12 protein-coding genes are annotated in these 14842 nt (G+C 71.4%); 10 read left to right on the top strand and 2 right to left on the bottom strand.

The features are described from left to right. The first annotated feature begins 141 nt into the window (after positions 1 to 141). The 4 genes from hutU to hutI all read left to right on the top strand — a co-directional run bounded on the left by hutU (position 142) and on the right by hutI (position 5730). On the top strand, positions 142 to 1803 hold the full coding sequence (gene hutU, locus OG842_RS23735) for a urocanate hydratase (protein ID WP_266732397.1): 1662 nt from the start codon (positions 142 to 144) through the stop codon (positions 1801 to 1803). A gap of 122 nt (positions 1804 to 1925) precedes the next feature. After that, a complete protein-coding gene (locus tag OG842_RS23740; RefSeq protein ID WP_266733781.1) occupies positions 1926 to 3134 on the top strand; it encodes an allantoate amidohydrolase in 1209 nt (402 codons plus the stop codon). After that, positions 3125 to 4510: a formimidoylglutamate deiminase gene (locus OG842_RS23745; RefSeq protein WP_328512452.1), complete on the top strand. Its 1386-nt coding sequence runs from the start codon at positions 3125 to 3127 to the stop codon at positions 4508 to 4510. The genes OG842_RS23740 and OG842_RS23745 overlap by 10 nt, the downstream gene beginning before the upstream one ends. A gap of 32 nt (positions 4511 to 4542) precedes the next feature. Next, the gene (gene hutI, locus OG842_RS23750) at positions 4543 to 5730 is read left to right on the top strand and encodes an imidazolonepropionase (protein WP_266732401.1); all 1188 of its coding nucleotides are present in this window, start codon (positions 4543 to 4545) and stop codon (positions 5728 to 5730) included. A 122-nt stretch (positions 5731 to 5852) separates the two neighbouring features. On the opposite strand, the gene OG842_RS23755 is transcribed toward hutI, so the two are convergent. Next, positions 5853 to 6878 carry an RNA polymerase sigma factor SigF gene (locus tag OG842_RS23755; protein WP_266732403.1) on the bottom strand — a complete coding sequence of 342 codons (1026 nt, stop codon included), beginning with the start codon at positions 6876 to 6878 and terminating at the stop codon, positions 5853 to 5855. A gap of 283 nt (positions 6879 to 7161) precedes the next feature. On the opposite strand from OG842_RS23755, the gene OG842_RS23760 reads away from it, so the two are divergent. From OG842_RS23760 to OG842_RS23785, 6 genes are all read left to right on the top strand, one after another. Next, the gene (locus OG842_RS23760) at positions 7162 to 7530 is read left to right on the top strand and encodes an STAS domain-containing protein (protein ID WP_266732405.1); all 369 of its coding nucleotides are present in this window, start codon (positions 7162 to 7164) and stop codon (positions 7528 to 7530) included. A gap of 221 nt (positions 7531 to 7751) precedes the next feature. Then, positions 7752 to 8273 (top strand): ATP-binding protein, encoded by a 522-nt coding sequence (locus tag OG842_RS23765; RefSeq protein ID WP_266732407.1) that lies wholly within the window; start codon positions 7752 to 7754, stop codon positions 8271 to 8273. Between the two features lie 190 nt (positions 8274 to 8463). Beyond that, a complete protein-coding gene (locus tag OG842_RS23770) occupies positions 8464 to 9129 on the top strand; it encodes a peptidase (protein ID WP_328512453.1) in 666 nt (221 codons plus the stop codon). An 86-nt stretch (positions 9130 to 9215) separates the two neighbouring features. Further along, positions 9216 to 10235: a hypothetical protein gene (locus OG842_RS23775; protein WP_401878098.1), complete on the top strand. Its 1020-nt coding sequence runs from the start codon at positions 9216 to 9218 to the stop codon at positions 10233 to 10235. Further along, on the top strand, positions 10232 to 11407 hold the full coding sequence (locus OG842_RS23780) for a hypothetical protein (RefSeq protein WP_443063999.1): 1176 nt from the start codon (positions 10232 to 10234) through the stop codon (positions 11405 to 11407). Before OG842_RS23775 ends, OG842_RS23780 begins: the two co-directional genes overlap by 4 nt. Positions 11408 to 11445: 38 nt before the next feature. Continuing rightward, complete coding sequence (locus OG842_RS23785; protein WP_328512676.1) at positions 11446 to 12801, top strand: hypothetical protein; 1356 nt, start codon at positions 11446 to 11448, stop codon at positions 12799 to 12801. Between the two features lie 146 nt (positions 12802 to 12947). On the opposite strand, the gene OG842_RS23790 is transcribed toward OG842_RS23785, so the two are convergent. Further along, positions 12948 to 14438: a peptide MFS transporter gene (locus OG842_RS23790; protein WP_266732409.1), complete on the bottom strand. Its 1491-nt coding sequence runs from the start codon at positions 14436 to 14438 to the stop codon at positions 12948 to 12950. Positions 14439 to 14842: the final 404 nt, after the last annotated feature.

A 14842-nucleotide genomic window follows, 5' to 3' on the forward strand; every position in this document is an offset into this window, starting at 1 on the left:
CGTGTCGAGGGCGCCGGGCGACCCGTGTGCGGGGTGAGCGCCGGGCGTCCGTCCCCGTGCGACGGCGCGGGGCTGTTGACTACGAGTATTCAGGCATTCAGGATGTGAATAGAGGACTTACAGTCGCGAGGAGGCATTGCCATGGCAGGACCCCGCCCAGTTCGGGCACCGCGCGGTACGGAACTCAGCGCCCTGGGATGGCAGCAGGAGGCCGCCCTGCGCATGCTCCAGAACAACCTCGACCCCGAGGTCGCCGAGCACCCCGACAAGCTCGTCGTCTACGGCGGCACCGGCAAGGCGGCCCGCGACTGGCGCTCCTTCGACGCGATGGTGCGCACGCTGCGGACGCTCAAGCAGGACGAGACGATGCTCGTCCAGTCCGGCCGCCCGGTCGGCGTCATGCAGACGCACGAGTGGGCGCCGCGCGTCCTGATCGCCAACTCCAACCTGGTCGGCGACTGGGCGAACTGGGAGGAGTTCCGCCGCCTGGAGGCGCTCGGGCTCACCATGTACGGCCAGATGACCGCCGGATCGTGGATCTACATCGGCACGCAGGGCATCCTCCAGGGCACGTACGAGACGTTCGCGGCGGTGGCGGCCAAGAAGTTCAACGGCACCCTCGCCGGCACGATCACCCTGACCGCCGGACTCGGCGGCATGGGCGGCGCCCAGCCGCTCGCCGTGACCATGAACGACGGCGTCGCGATCTGCATCGACTGCGACCCGCGCGCCATCGAGCGCCGGATCGAGCACCGCTACCTGGACGTGCGCGCCGACTCCCTGGAGCACGCGCTCCAGCTGGCCACCGAGGCGCGGGACGCCCGCCGTCCGCTCTCCATCGGCCTGCTCGGCAACGCGGCGGAGCTGCTGCCCCGGATGCTCGTCGAGGGCGCCCCGATCGACATCGTCACCGACCAGACCAGCGCGCACGACCCGCTGTCGTACCTCCCGCTCGGTCTCGACTTCGACGACATGGCCTCGTACGCCGCCGAGAAGCCCGCCGACTTCACGCAGCGCGCCCGGGAGTCGATGGCCAAGCACGTCGAGGCGATGGTCGGCTTCATGGACGCCGGGGCCGAGGTCTTCGACTACGGCAACTCCATCCGCGGCGAGGCCCGGCTCGCGGGCTACGACCGGGCGTTCGACTTCCCCGGCTTCGTGCCCGCGTACATCCGGCCGCTGTTCTGCGAGGGCAAGGGCCCGTTCCGCTGGGCGGCCCTGTCGGGTGAGGCCTCCGACATCCACAGGACCGACAAGGCGATGCTGGAGCTCTTCCCGGAGAACGAGTCGCTGCACCGCTGGATCAGGATGGCCGGCGAGCGCGTCCACTTCCAGGGGCTGCCCGCCCGGATCTGCTGGCTCGGCTACGGCGAGCGCGACCGGGCCGGTGAGCGGTTCAACGACATGGTGGCGAGCGGTGAGCTGGCCGCCCCGCTGGCCATCGGGCGCGACCACCTGGACTGCGGCTCCGTGGCCTCCCCGTACCGGGAGACCGAGGCCATGCTCGACGGATCCGACGCGATCGCCGACTGGCCGCTGCTCAACGCCATGGTCAACGTGGCGTCCGGCGCCTCGTGGGTCTCCATCCACCACGGCGGCGGCGTGGGCATGGGCCGCTCCATCCACGCCGGGCAGGTGACCGTCGCAGACGGTACGAAGCTGGCGGGCGAGAAGATCCGCCGGGTGCTCACCAACGACCCGGGCATGGGCGTCATCCGGCACGTCGACGCCGGGTACGACATCGCGGAGTCCGTCGCCGCGGACAAGGGCGTGCGCGTTCCGATGACGGAGGACGGCCAGTGAACCTTCCGACCGGGGACGGGAACGGGATCAGGACCGGGGCCGGGATCAGGACCGGGAACACGGCCGACTCAGGCGCCCGCGCCGACGCCGGCGGCCACAGCGGTTCGTCCTCGTTCCAGGCCATGTGGCGGGAGCTCCTGCCCATCGGCCGGAACCGGGGCAGCGGCGGCTACCGGCGTTACGCCTGGACCGGGGCCGACGTCGACTGCCGGGCCTGGTTCCGGGCGCAGGCCGAGGCGCGCGGGCTCACCTACGAGGTGGACCGGAACGGCAACCAGTGGGCCTGGCTCGGTGACCCCCTGGCCGGGGACGCCGTCGTCACCGGCTCGCATCTCGACTCCGTACCGGACGGCGGCGCCTTCGACGGGCCGCTCGGCGTGGTCTCCTCCTTCGCCGCGCTCGACGAACTCCGCCGCAGGGGAGTGGAGTTCACCCGGCCGCTGGCCATCAGCAGCTTCGGCGACGAGGAGGGGGCCCGCTTCGGGCTCGCCTGCGTCGGCTCCCAGCTCGCCGCCGGACGGCTGACCGTCGAGGCGGCGCACCGGCTCCGCGACGACCAGGGCATCACACTGCCGCAGGCCATGGAGGCGGCCGGGTACGACCCCGACACCATCGGCCCGGACCCCGAACGGCTCGCCCGCATCGGCGCGTTCGTCGAGCTCCACGTCGAACAGGGGCGCGCCCTCGACCTCGGCGGCGACCCGGTCGGCATCGCCTCCGCGATCTGGCCGCACGGACGCTGGCGGTTCGACTTCCGGGGCGAGGCCAACCACGCGGGCACCACCCGGCTCGCCGACCGCCGCGACCCGATGCTCACGTACGCCGAGACCGTGCTCGCCGCCCGCCGGGAGGCGGAGCTGGCCGGGGCCCTCGCCACCTTCGGCAAGGTCGCCGTCGAGCCCAACGGCGTCAACGCCATCCCCTCCCTCGTCCGGGGCTGGCTCGACTCCCGCGCCGCCGACCAGGACCGCCTGGACGCCGTGGTCACCGGCATCGAACGGGCCGCCCGGGAACACGCCGAGCGGGCCGGTATCGACGTCGACGTCGTACGGGAGTCCTTCTCGCCCGTCGTGGAGTTCGAGCACACCCTGCGCGACGAGCTCGGCAAGATCCTCGCGGGCCGGGGCGACGCCGGTCGTGCCGTACCCGTCCTCGGGACCGGCGCCGGACACGACGCGGGTATTTTGTCCGCTTCGGTGCCGACCGCCATGCTGTTCGTCCGGAACCCCACCGGGGTCTCGCACTCGCCGGCCGAACACGCGGCCGAGGACGACTGCGTGGCCGGGGTGGTCGCACTCGCCGACGTACTGGAAGGTCTCGCGTGCAGCTGACAACGGAGCCGGCGGGCAGGCCCGCCACCGTGACGTACTGGTTGTCCCACGCCTGGCTCGGCACCCATGTCGAGCCGGGCGTCGCCCTGGACGTCTCCGGAGGACTGATCGCGGGCGTCCGCACCGGCGTCGCCACCCCGCCGCCGGGCGCCACCGTGCTGCGCGGGCTCACCGTCCCCGGGCTCGCCAACACCCACTCGCACGCCTTCCACCGCGCCCTGCGCTCCACCGTCCAGGTGGGCTCCGGCACCTTCTGGACCTGGCGCGAGACCATGTACCAGGTCGCCTCCCGGCTCACCCCCGACTCGTACTTCGAACTGGCCCGTGCCGTGTACGCCGAAATGGCGCTGGCGGGCATCACCGCGGTCGGCGAATTCCACTATCTGCACCACGCGCCGGGCGGCACCCCGTACGACAACCCGAACGCGATGGGCGAGGCCCTGATCGCGGCCGCGGGCGAGGCCGGGATCCGGATCACCCTGCTGGACACCGCCTATCTCTCCGCCGGATTCGGCAGGCGCCCCACCCAGTACCAGCAGCCCGACCGGCACCAGCTGCGCTTCTCCGACACCACCGCGGACGCCTGGGCCGAACGCGCCGGTCTCCTCAAGGGCTCCGACCACGCCCTGATCGGCGCCGCCATCCACTCCGTGCGCGCCGTGCCCGCCGCGCAGCTCGCCACCGTGGCCGCCTGGGCCGAGGAGCGGCAGGCCCCGCTCCATGTCCACCTCTCCGAGCAGACCGCGGAGAACGACGCCTGCCTCGCCGCCCACGGCCGCACCCCCACCCGGCTCCTCGCCGACCACGGCGTCCTCGGCCCGCGCACCACCAGCATCCACAACACCCACCTCACCGCCGAGGACATCGCGCTCCTGGGCTCCTCGGCGACCGGCACCTGCATGTGCCCCACCACCGAACGCGACCTCGCCGACGGAATCGGCCCCGCCGTCGCCCTCCAGCGGGCCGGCTCGCCGCTCTCCCTCGGCAGCGACAGCCATGCCGTGATCGACCTCTTCGAGGAGGCCCGCGCGATGGAGCTCGACGAGCGCCTGCGTACCCGGGCGCGCGGCCACTGGACGGCGGCCGCCCTGCTGCGTGCCGCCACCGTCGACGGACACGCGGCGCTCGGCCGGCCCGAGGCGGGCGTCATCGAACCCGGCGCCCCCGCGGACCTGGCGACCGTCGCCCTGGACTCCGTCAGAACAGTGGGGCCGGTGCCCCGACTGGCTGCCGAAGCAGTCGTATTCGCCGCCTCCGCCGCCGATGTGCGGCACACGGTCGTGGCAGGCCGACACCTTGTCCGCGACGGGCAGCACGCACTTGTCGAGGACGTACCCGCAGCACTCGCCTCGGCCATGGCAGCCCTGCACGGCTGACGCCGGAACCCAGTAAGGAGAGCAACACCCCGATGACGACGACCGCCATCACCAACATCGCCAGTCTGGTCACCAACGACCCCTCCCTGTGCGCGGATTCTCCCCTGGGCACGATCCGGGACGCGGCCGTCGTCATCGAGGGCGACCGGATCGTCTGGACCGGTGAATCAAGCAAAGCACCCGCCACCGACAACGCCGTCGACGCGGGCGGCCGGGCGATGATCCCCGGCTTCGTCGACTCCCACTCCCACCTCGTGTTCGCGGGCGACCGCACCGAGGAGTTCAACGCCCGGATGTCCGGCCACGCCTACAGCGCGGGCGGCATCAGGACCACGGTCGCCGCCACCCGCGCGGCCACCGACGAAGAGCTCTCCGCCAACGTCGCCCGCTACCTCGCCGAGGCGCTGCGCCAGGGCACCACCACCTTCGAGACCAAGTCTGGCTACGGCCTCACCGTCGAGGACGAGGCCCGTGCCCTGCGCATCGCCGCCCGGCACACCGAGGAGGTCACCTACCTCGGCGCCCACGTCGTCTCCCCGGACTACGCCGACGACCCGGCCGGCTACGTCGACCTGGTCACCGGGCCGATGCTCGACGCCTGTGCCCCGTACGCCCGTTGGATCGACGTCTTCTGCGAGAAGGGCGCCTTCGACGGCGACCAGGCCCGCACGATCCTGACCGCGGGCATGGCGAAGGGCCTGCTCCCCCGCGTCCACGCCAACCAGCTCGGCCACGGCCCCGGCGTTCAGCTGGCCGTCGAACTCGACGCCGCGTCCGCCGACCACTGCACCCACCTCACCGACGCCGACGTCGACGCCCTGGCCCAGGGCAACACCGTCGCCACCCTGCTCCCCGGCGCCGAGTTCTCCACCCGCGCCACCTGGCCGGACGCCCGCCGCATTCTCGACGCGGGCGCCACCGTCGCCCTCTCCACGGACTGCAACCCGGGCTCGTCGTTCACGTCCTCCATGCCCTTCTGCATCGCCCTCGCCGTACGCGACATGGGCATGACGCCGGACGAGGCCATCTGGTCCGCCACCGCGGGCGGCGCCGCGGCCCTGCGCCGTACGGACATCGGCCGCATCGCCCCCGGCGCCCGCGCCGACCTGGCCCTCCTCGACGCCCCCAGCCACGTCCACCTCGCCTACCGGCCGGGCGTCCCGCTGGTCCACACGGTCTGGCGGCGGGGCGAACGCGTCGTCAGGGAGCCGCAGTCGTAGAGCCGTGGCCGCGGCCGTAGCCGCAGAGCCGTAGCCGTAGCCGTAGCCGTAGGCCACGCTCAAACACGCGGAAGGACCCGCCTCCTGACGAGGCGGGTCCTTCCATGAGGCGGCGCGCCCGCTCACTCCTCCAGGGTCAGCCCCTTGCGCAGCTTGACCAGGGTGCGGGAGAGCAGCCTCGACACATGCATCTGGGAGATGCCCAGCTCCTCGCCGATCTCCGACTGCGTCATGTTGGCGACGAACCGTAGCGAGAGGATCGTGCGGTCGCGGCGTGGCAGCGAGGCGATCAGCGGCTTCAGGGACTCGACGTACTCGATGCCTTCGAGTCCGTGGTCCTCGTAGCCGATGCGGTCCGCCAGCGCGCCTTCGTGCTCGTCCTCCTCGGGCTTGGCGTCCAGCGAGCTCGCGGTGTACGCGTTGCTCGCGGCCATGCCCTCGACGACCTCGTCGCGGGTGATGCCGAGGCGGTCGGCGAGCTCGCCCACGGTGGGCGATCGGTCCAGTCGCTGGGCGAGCTCGTCGCCCGCCTTGGCCAGGTCGAGCCGCAGTTCCTGGAGCCGGCGCGGGACGCGCACGGACCAGCTGGTGTCGCGGAAGAAGCGCTTTATCTCGCCGACGATGGTCGGCATCGCGAACGTCGGGAACTCCACGCCCCGGCTGAGCTCGAAGCGGTCGATCGCCTTGATCAGGCCGATGGTGCCGACCTGGACGATGTCCTCCATCGGCTCGCTGCGGGAGCGGAACCGGGAGGCGGCGAACCTGACCAGGGCCAGGTTCAGTTCGACGAGCGTGTTGCGGACGTACGAGTACTCGTGGGTGCCCTCTTCGAGGGATTCGAGCCGATCGAAGAGCGTCTTCGACAGTGCCCTGGCGTCCAGCGGCCCCACTTCGTCGTAGGGCGGGATCTCGGGAAGTCCTTCGAGACCGTCACTCGCGCCGTGGCCGGAGCCGTCGGTGCGGTCGGTGTCGCTGATGCTGATGGTGCCTGTGGTGGTGCTCGTGGTGGTGCTGGTACCGGTGTCGGTACCGGTGCTGCTGCGGGTGCCGTCCTCGGCGCTCGCGGCAGGGGAGTCTGAGTGGGTCAGTCCCTGAGGACATGCTGACGTCGCGTTGTGGGGACGCGGTCCGTCGAGCCGGGGTGACATGGTCTCCTCCATCGTTCTCGGCATATGGCTGCCGATGCCCATACGTGTTCCTGCGGTGAAGCGGCGCCTCCGAAGCCGACCGTGTTTTGGGTGTCCTCCTACCCTTACCCGCTTCGGACGGGCAGTTACAAGCTCCAATTGGCGCTATATGTCCGGTTTGTTGAGGTCTTCGGGTATCGCGTGGCGCACAGACCGCGTACTGTTTCAAGAACGTCAGAGGCAGCACATACGCATCTGCGCACGCGAAGGCGCAGGCAGTGACGAACGGCGAAGAGGGACGGGCATGGACCGCGGGACGGTCGGCAGCGCGAACCGGGGTCGACTTCATGTCGAGGTCCGGACCGAAGGGCGCAGCGAGGTAGTGACGCCGGTGGGTGAGTTGGATCACCACACGGCGGATCTGCTGCGGGAGCCCCTGGAGCACGCGGTCGAGCAGGGGCGGGTGCGCCTGGTGGTCGACTGCTCGGGACTCGAATTCTGTGATTCCACCGGGCTCAATGTGCTGCTCGGTGCCCGCCTGAAGGCGGAGGCGGCCGGGGGAGGGGTCCATTTGGCCGGAATGCTGCCGGTGGTGGCGAGGGTCTTCGAGATCACCGGGGCCGAGGCGGTCTTCACCGTCCACGACTCCCTCGAAGCGGCCCTGGACACGTGACCGCGGCGCGTTTCGCGGCCCCGGGCGCCCCTGGTGTTGCCCGTGTCACGCGATCCGCGTAGACGAAGTGGGTGTTGTCACGATTCGGCCGGGCAGGAGTCATCCGGCGGAGCCGTGGGCGACCACCAGAATCTGAATCCGTACTTGCAACTGTTCGATCTTGTAGCTGTTCGATGCAATTGTTCGATGGCGACATGGTGAATCGGTGAGGTGAAGCGCTGATGAGCACCACCCGGCAGCATCCGCCGGGCGACCTCGGCCCCGAGCCGGAGGACGTCGGCGTTCAGCCGCACCCGGACGAGGGCGCCGGTGCGGCCTCCTCCGAGCCGGCCGAGCGGCAGTGGCTCACCCTGTCGCTGCGCGGGGTCAGCGGCATCGTGCCGACCGCCCGCGACTTCGCCCGCCAGGCGCTCTACGAATGGGGCTGGCTCCCCGCGTCGAGCGCCGACGGCCGGGCCGCCGCCGAGGATGTCCTGCTGGTCGTCTCCGAGCTGGTCACCAACGCCTGTCTGCATGCCGACGGGCCCGAGGAGATGCGTATCGCCCGCACCACGAAGGTGCTGCGGGTGGAGGTCGTCGACTCGGGCGCGGGACAGCCCGCGCCGCGCACCCCGCACCGGGCCGGGCGGCCCGGCGGGCACGGCATGTTCATCGTGCAGCGGCTCTGCCTGGACTGGGGCGTCCTGCGGGTGCCCGGCCGGTCCGGGAAAACCGTCTGGGCTGAGCTGGCCGCCCCCGCGTAGGCCGGCCGGACCCTCCCGGGGTGTACGGCCCCGTGGATTGCAGCACCGAGGAGCGCGCCGGATCGGCGCGCTCTTTGTCTTCCCTCCACAAGGCGCCGGGCGTACCTTGAGCGCCCGATCTGATGTGTCGTCAGAAAAATACGTCGGTGCGAACCGGCGTGCGGCGACTTCCGGCATGAGGGGAACTCAGGTGTCCTACCAGAAGCGAACAGCTCTCGCGCTGGCGTCCGCGCTGGCGGGCACGGTGGTGCTGATGGCCGCGCCCGCCGCCCACGCCACGGTCGTGGACGTCGACTACAAGTGCAAGACCCCGATCGGCGACAAGAGTGCCGTGTCGCCCATCGACATCAAGAGCGTCAAGAGCGGGGGTGGCTACCGGCTCACCATGTCCTTCCAGAAGGGCGTCTCCTCCAGCCCCGTTGAACTGGGCAAGGGGGCGATGAGCCCCAGCGCGGTCATCGAGGTGGGCGGCGCGGACTCCGGCCAGGTCCAGGTCTCCGGCGCACCGAACTCCGCCGCGATACCCGCCAACAGCCCCATCAAGATCAGTGACCTGTCGGGTACGTACACCCCGAAGAAGAGCGGCAAGGTCGACTTCACCGCCGGAGTGCTCACCATCAAGGCGCTCGGTACGACCACGACCTGCACCCCCACCAACAAGCCCGGACCGTCGCTCCAGCTCGACGTGACGGCCGCGGGCAACGCGCAGAGCGCCCCGGACGACGGACAGCTGCCGAAGACCGGTCCGCTCGACTCGGCCGTGGCGCTCGGCACGCTGGGCGGCACGGTGCTGCTGACCGGTGCGGCCGGGGTGCTCTGGCTGACCAGGCGCGGGCAGGGGGTCGCGGGCCGATAGGGGCCGTTCCTGCCGGACCGGGCCGGAACCGGAGCGGCCCGGGGCCCGGGATCCAGCCGCCGCCGTCACGCACCAGGGAGCCGCCCATGCCGTCGCCGACCGGTCACGCCGCCCGACTCGCCCTTGCCGTACTGCTGTGCGCCCTCGCCATGACACCGGTGGCCGGTGCCGCGCCGCGGACGACGCCGCACACGGGCGCCGCCTCGTGGACGGCGCAACCCGCGGTGAGCGGTTCCGGTACGGGCGGCAGACCGTACGTCTACCTGGAGGGCCCGCCCGGCACCGTTCTCCAGGACCGGATCTCCGTCACCAACTCCGGGCGGTCCCCGGTCACCGTGCGGCTGAGCGGTGCCGACACGTACGACGAGAAGGGCGGCGGTCCCGGTGGCGGGGGCGCCACCGGGACCGGGCGCTGGCTGCGGACCGCCGCCACCGAGGTGACTGTCCCGGCCCGCACCCGTGCCGATGTGCCGTTCACCGTCACGGTGCCGACGGGCGCGACGCCCGGCGACCGCCCCGCCGCGATCGTCGTACGCGGCGGCGACCGCACGGTGGGCGTACCGGTCCGGCTGCGGGTGGGCGGGCCGACGCTGGCCGCGCTCACCGTGGAGGACGTCACCGTGTCCGGGCGGGCCATCCACTACACGCTGGTCAACCGGGGCAACGCGGTCCTCGCCCCCCGGCTCGCCGTCCGGGCGGACGGGGTGTTCGGGACGCTGCTGCGGCGCGGGGCCCGCACCCTGCCGGTGGAGGTGCGGCCCGGACAGCGGCTGCGGCTCACCGAGCCATGGGACGTCCCCGCGTTCGACTCGGCGACCGTACGGCTGCGCGTCACGGCGGCGGGCGGCGCGCACGGCGAGGCGACGGCCCGCGCGGTCTTCGTCCCGTGGGCGCCGCTGACCGCCGGCGCGCTGCTGGTCCTGGCCGGCGCGGGCGCGGGGGCGTACGCGTACCGGCGCAGGCGATCGCGGCGCGGGCAGCAGCGAGCCGACACCGGCACCGATCCCGATATCGGTGCCGGTGCCGGAGAACGGCCCGGGGGGTCACCGGGCGGTCAACAGGACTCAGGGAGCAGGGACTTGGCGAAGGCGGGAGCGGAATCGTGACTGGACAGGCCGGACCGGCAGCACCCCGCAGCGGCGGTCACCGAGGGGCCAGGAGCCCGTTCGCCGCGCCGTTCGTGGCGTTGCTCGTGGCCCTGCTGCCCGCCCTGCTGATGCTCTCCGCACCCGGGGCCGGGGCGGCGGACACGAGGGCCGCGGACGCGAAGCCCGTGGTCACCCTCTCCAAGCAGCAGGCGGGCAAGGGCGGTGAGATCACCGTGAAGGGCAGCGGCTGGCGCCCGAACGCACTGCTGATGATGCTGATCTGCGGACGGTCCACGCAGGAGCGGGGCGTGATCGGCGGCACCAACTCCTGCGCCAACGCCGAGGGCCGGGCCGTCACCACCGATGCCAAGGGCGCCTTCCGCAAGAAGATGCCGGTCGCCGAACCGCCCGTGCCCTGCCCCTGTGTGGTGCACGTCGCCACCGTCACCGGGGAACAGGCCGCCGCCGACGCCGTGTTCGTCGTCGCGGGCCACCCGCTCGCCGCGCTGCCGAAGGAGACCGGGGGCGGCAGGCTCGCGGTGCTCGCCACCACCCGGCTGGAGGGCGAGAGCGGGATCCTCACGTGGTTCGGCGCCCCGCCCGCCCGGCAGCTCGTCCTCACCGTGGGCAACCTCGGCTCCGCCCCCGTCAAGGACCCGGTCTTCGAGGTCGGCACCGCGCACGGCGTCTTCGCCCCGCAGTGGGAGGAACAGCAGTGGCGCGGCACCATCGCCTCCGGCCGCAAGGCGCAGATCAAGCTCCCGGTCGAGCTGACGGCGGGCGCCCACGGCGACTACCAGGTCTCGCTCAGGTACGGCGGCAAGGTGCTGGCCGAACAGCCGTGGGGGGTCGGCCGCCCCTGGGGGGTCACGCTCTTCTGGATCCTGCTGTGCCTCGTCGTGCCGGCCGCCGTGTTCCGGATCGGCATGGCGGTGGTCGACAGGGTACGGCCCCGCTCCTCACGCGCCCCGGGCCGCGCCCGGCGCCACCGACCCCGGCGGGGGACCGGCAAATCGACGAAGGCCCCGAAGACCTCGAAGGCTGCGAAGCCGCGCCGTGCGCCGGGGTCCGCCGAGGACCCCGCGGCCGCGCCCATCGACGGCCCGGCCGCCACCACGGCCGCGCTGCCGTGGTTCACACCCGATTCCGCACCGTCAGAGAACAGACCGACGACGAAGGGACATTCGTGAGTACGCAACGCAGGACGGTCGCGGCGGGAGTCGCGATGATGCTCGGCGGCGCGGGCATGCTGCTGGCCGCGAGTCCGGCACAGGCCGCCGACGTCTCGTACGCGACGGAGTGCATTCCGCCGCCCATTTCGGGGCTGCCCCCCGTGCAGGGCACCACCAAGGTGCAGCTGACCGCGCCCGCCGAGGCCAAGGTCGGGGACACCGTCGAGGTGGTGTGGAAGACGGTCGAGGCCGCCTCCAGGAACCCCGACATGCTCGATCTGGGCAAGGACACGGTCAAGCCGACCGGCACCCTCAAGGTGGGCGGTGCCGCCACCGGCACCGTGCAGATGGAAGGGCCCCGGCAGAACCCGCCGATCCCCAAGAACACCGCCATGGTGCTGTCCGACATGAAGGGCACGCTGAAGCTGGAGAAGGCCGGTGAGATCACGCTGACGCCGGACGCGTACAACATCAACGTGTCCAAGCCGATCTCCACGGACACCAAGTGCACCCCGAAGGAGGCCGTGCAGCCGGGCGCGACCATCAAGGTCACGGAAGGCGGCGGATCCACCACCACTGGCGGTACGACGAGCGGCTCCACGAGTGGCTCGACCAGCGGTTCCACCACCGCGGGCGGCACCACCTCCGGCTCCACGACCTCGGGCGGCACCACCGCGGGAGGCACGACCGCAGGCGGTACGACCGCGGGCGGCAGCGACTCCGGCGGCTCCACCTCGGGCTCCGGCGGCGGCAGCGGACAGACCGACTTCCCCGGCAAGGAGGTCGCGGTCCGCTTCGGCTGCGAGTCCCCGGGGCCGGCTGACATCGGCTCCAAGGTGACGATCAACGCCAAGAAGAGCGGCGGGAGCTACGCCCTCACGGTCAAGACGGCCAAGGGCGTGATGGACAGCCCGGCCGACCTGCCCGCCGGTGCGCTCAAGCCGTCCATGGACGTCGCCCTGGGCGGCGCGGACAAGGGCTCGGTGAAGGTCACCGGGCCCGCCAACACCGAACCGCTGAAGCAGGGCAAGCCGGTCGACCTGGCCGACATGACCGGCACGTACAAGCCCGGCGCGTCCGGCAAGTCCACGCTCAGCCCCGGCACCCTGACGATCGACGTCACCCTGGGCGGCCAGAAGATCAGCATCCCGTGCAAGGTGAAGGGCTCGGCGGCCGTGTCGCTGGAGCTCGACACCGCGGCCCAGGAGGGCGGCGCCTCCGGCTCCGCCACCTCGGGCTCCACGGGTGCCTCCTCCACGGCCGGCGGCACCGCCTCCGGCGGGCTGGCCGCCACCGGGGCCGAGGACAACGGCACCCTGCGCGCCCTCGGCCTGGTCGCCGGCACGGCGATCCTGCTGGGCGGCGCAGTGTTCACCTTCACCCCGTGGCGCAGGCTGCGAGGCACCAGGTGAGCCGGCTCCCGTAACAACGCCACAAGGGGCCGCGACAGCCGCAACAACGGCACAACGGCCGCGACCGCCGCAACAACGGCACAAGGGCCTCCGCACCGTCGACCGGTGCGGAGGCCCTTGCGTACGGGCGGAGAGCGATCAGCGCGTCAGCGCACGTCGCCCATGAGCTCGCTGACCTTCTTGCGGTACATCCAGATCGCGAATGCGGCGACGATCGCGAGCGCCGCCTCCAGGCCCACCATGCCGGTCTTGTTCAGGTCGACACCCGCCAGCGACAGCAGGCTGGTGGTGCAGTCGCCCGCGGTGACCGCGAGGAACCAGACACCCATCATCTGGCTGCCGTACTTCGCGGGCGCCATCTTCGTGGTGACCGAGAGGCCGACCGGGGAGAGGCAGAGCTCACCGACGGTCTGCAGGAAGTAGATCGACACCAGCCACATCGGGCTGACCTTGTCGCCGTCCGTCGTCATGGTCAGCGGCAGCATGAAGACGAGGAAGGAGACGCCGACCAGGAAGAGGCCCGAGCCGAACTTGACGACCGTGCTCGGCTCCTTGCCGCGCCGGTTCAGCGCCAGCCATATCCAGGCGACGACCGGGGCCAGCGCCATGATGAAGACCGGGTTGACCGACTGGTACCAGGAGGTCGGGAAGTCCAGGCCGAACACACTGTTGGTGGTGGAGGACTCACCGAAGAGCGACAGCGTCGAGCCGCCCTGGTCGTAGATCATCCAGAACACGGCCGCGGCGACGAAGAACCAGATGTAGCCGGACATCTTCGACTGCTCGGTCTTCGAGAGGTCCCGGTCCCGCTTGATCCGCACCAGCACCGCGATCGGGATGATCAGACCGGCGATGGTGATCGGGACGAGCGCCCAGTTCAGCGTGTAGACGTCGGTGGCGACGAGGACGCCGTAGAAGACGACGGCCACTATCAGCCACAGCAGGCCCTTGCGCAGGGTCGTACGGCGCTCCTCGGCCGACAGCGGCTTCGGGACGACGCTGCTGCGCGCGCTGAGGTGGCGGGTACCGATGAGGAACTGGGTCAGACCCAGCGCCATGCCGGCCGCGGCGATGGCGAAGCCGAGGTGCCAGTTCACCTTCTCGCCGACGGTGCCGATGATCAGCGGCGCGGCGAAGGCGCCGAGGTTGATGCCCATGTAGAAGACGGTGAAGCCGCCGTCGCGACGGGCGTCGTCCGGACCGTTGTAGAGGTGGCCGACCATCGTCGAGATGTTGGCCTTCAGCAGTCCGGAGCCCAGCGCGACCAGCGCCAGACCGGCGAAGAAGGTGCCGGAGCCCGGCAGCGCGAGCGTCAGGTGGCCCAGCATGATGATCGCGGCCGAGATGGTGACCGTCTTGCGCGGCCCCCAGACCCGGTCGCCGAACCAGCCGCCGGGCATGGCCAGCAGGTACACCATCGCCATGTAGATGGAGTAGATCGCGGTGGCCGTGGCCGCGTTCATGTGCAGGCCGGAACTGGAGACCAGGTAGAGCGGAAGCAGGGCCCGCATGCCGTAGAAGCTGAAGCGCTCCCACATCTCGGTCATGAAGAGAGTGGCCAGGCCGCGGGGGTGGCCGAAGAAGGTCTTCTCGGATCCAGAAGTACTGGCCGGGTCCTTCGTCAGGCTGGACGCCATGGTCGATCCTTGTGTGCTCGGGACGCGACGCCTTGTGAGCGTGGTGCGCCCGGTGGGGGGAGGCCGGCACCGGCACGGGTACGTCCCACCCCTCACGCCCGAGAGGGGATTCGCCCCGACCGCCCGGCTCACGAAGGAGCCGGCCGAAGGAGACGGGGACCGACCGTGTCGGGATCCACGCCCGGCACGCATCCTCGCGTTCCGGGCCCGGCCACAGGTCATTCACTGATTCCGCGACTGGCGGGTACCAGTCGGCCAACAAAAGAGACCCTCGGCGCTAAAAGCTGCCCAAGGGTCCTTGAGTAGTGCAACAGGCGTCGAGCCACCATACGACACGACAGAGCCCGATATGAATGGACTTGAGAGATGGATCACAGGTTTCGATGGAACCGTTCCCTCATATT

Source organism: Streptomyces sp. NBC_00376, from assembly GCF_036077095.1.
In the GTDB taxonomy this organism is placed as follows: Bacteria; Actinomycetota; Actinomycetes; order Streptomycetales; family Streptomycetaceae; genus Streptomyces.